General features: G+C 39.1%; 2 protein-coding genes. Both read right to left on the minus strand.

Annotated elements, in window-relative coordinates; all coding sequences use genetic code 11:
• Nucleotides 1-183: helix-turn-helix transcriptional regulator (locus ACFINE_RS09725; protein ID WP_375621889.1), on the minus strand; the 183-nt coding region annotated here is incomplete at its 3' end.
• 207 nt (nucleotides 184-390) lie between these two features.
• Nucleotides 391-1356, minus strand: a 966-nt coding sequence (locus ACFINE_RS09730; protein ID WP_375621890.1) for a tyrosine-type recombinase/integrase, incomplete at its 5' end; no start/stop codon positions are given.

Raw genomic sequence — 1356 nt, forward strand, 5'->3', positions numbered from 1 at the left:
ACGTTGCTGTTTTGCTTGTTCGATTACATTCAAAAGATCTGATTGTAACCAACGCGATAAAAAACCAAATTTTAAAGGTTTTGGGAGAGAGCCATTGGTAACATGACGGCGGAAAGTTGAGACACTCATATGAAGCAATTTTGCACTTTCACGGTCTGTTAAAAGAATAGCATTTTCTGTCATTCTAAAATCCTTTCACTATAAAAATGGAAATAAATCATGCCTATTTATTAAGCACATTTTGGTTCATTTTTGAAGGTATTTTATTTATAGAAAACAATATTTTATTATACAGTTTCTGATGTGATAATTTATGACTCTTATTGAGAGCGAATGAGAGAGAAGAGAGCTAAAGTTATCCACAGATAATGGGGTTATTCACCCCATATCTTAAGATTGACCCGTGACATAAGCCGCCCATTTATCCATATAAACACGGCGCTGTTCTAGATAGTCAGTACGACGATAGGAGCGCTCTACTTGCCCTCCGACTGTATGACTTAGAATAGTTTCAGCAACCTCATAGGGGGCATCGGTTGTTTCAGCAAGCCAATCGCGTAAGCTAGAGCGAAAACCATGGGAGCAGGCTTCAATTTTATTTTTTCTCATGTAAATATACATACACTTCTCAGCGAGGGGACCGCGACCTTTAGCAGAAAAGAAGAAATCATTGCGAGAGAGCAGGCGCGCTTGTTTCAAGATTTCTAATGCTTCTGTTGATAAAGGCACACGAAATTCTGTTGTAGCATCACGCTTGCCTTTCATATTTTCAGCAGGTATGATCCATATATCCCCATCAATCTGGTCTTTATGAATATGACGTAAAGGATTTGTGCGAACGCCTGTCAGAATAAGCAAACGCAAAGCCAATTGTGTCATAGTTATTTTTTGACAAAGTGTTTTATAAAAAGCCGGCACATCTCTCCAATCCATTGCAGGTAAGTTTTTTATTTTATGGCGTTGTTTACCTAAGAGCGCGCGTGCTTTTTCTGTTGCCTGTAAATCAACATCCAATCCTAATGCAGCAGCATGTTTGAGACAAAGATTAAGACGATTAAGAGCTCTATAAGCAGTTCCAGCTTTTGAATGCCAAATAGGGGCAAGTGTATTGCGTATCTCTGTTTGAGTAATCTCAGAAACGGGCAGACAGCCTAATTTAGGGAGAATATAAAGACGTAAAGGTGAAAACCAATCACAAGCCTTACCATCATCTTTTAATTCAGCTTTCCGACTTTCAAAAGCATCTACGGCAATATCTTTTAAGTAATGAAGATTGCTTATTGCCTCACGCTTTTGTTTATTGCGTTCTTTAATGGGGTCACGCCCCTCACGTAAAACCGAACGCCACCCAGTTGC

The sequence above is a fragment of the Bartonella sp. AA97HXZ genome (assembly GCF_042196985.1).
Lineage (GTDB): Bacteria > Pseudomonadota > Alphaproteobacteria > Rhizobiales > Rhizobiaceae > Bartonella.